The following is a 622-nucleotide window of genomic DNA, read 5'->3' as shown; positions in this document are numbered from 1 at the left end:
CCTGGACACCGAACACGTCATCGCGGCAACGGGGTTCAAGGCCACGACCGGCCGACTCGGGCTGCTCTCCAGCGACTTGAGGGGCTCCCTGGCCGCGGTCGCCGACGGTTCCCCGGAAATCGGCCGGGACTTCGAGTCCTCGCACCCCGGCCTCTTCATGGCGGGCCTGGTGACGGCCTCGGGCTTCGGCCCGGCGATGCGCTTCGTGCACGGCGCCACGTACACGGCGGGCGCGCTGGTACGGGGAGTCGAACGCCGGCTGCGCTCGGAGCCGCGCGGCGGCACGATCCCGGCACCGGGACGACGGAGCACGCCGGCCTTCGTACGGCGCTGACGGCGCGGGCGCTGCGGGTGTGCCGGGCGGTGACGTCCGGCACCCCGTGCGCATTACCTACGGGACGCGGCTCGGCCTCGTCGGTAGAGGATCGTGCCACCCGCGATCAGCGCTGCACTGACACCGGAAGTGGCCAGCATGGCCTCACTGCCGGTGTGCGCCAGAACGGGCGGCGGGGTGTGCTCCCCACCGGAGGGCGGAGGCGTGTGGTCCCCACCCGTGGGGGGAGGCGGGGTGTGATGCCCACCGGTCGGAGGCGGCGGCGTGTGATGCCCACCGGTCGGAGGC

1 pseudogene is annotated in these 622 nt (G+C 74.0%); it reads left to right on the top strand.

Going from position 1 to position 622, the window contains the following annotated elements:
• Positions 1-334: pseudogene (locus tag ACNFOC_RS55025) on the top strand (dimethylaniline monooxygenase); the annotation flags it as partial.
• Between the last annotated feature and the right edge of the window lie 288 nt (positions 335-622).

Origin of the sequence: Streptomyces colwelliae, assembly GCF_048158785.1 — a bacterium.
GTDB lineage: Bacteria > Actinomycetota > Actinomycetes > Streptomycetales > Streptomycetaceae > Streptomyces.
Note: the sequence above shows the minus strand (reverse complement) of the source record. Positions and strands in the feature narration are given on the sequence as shown.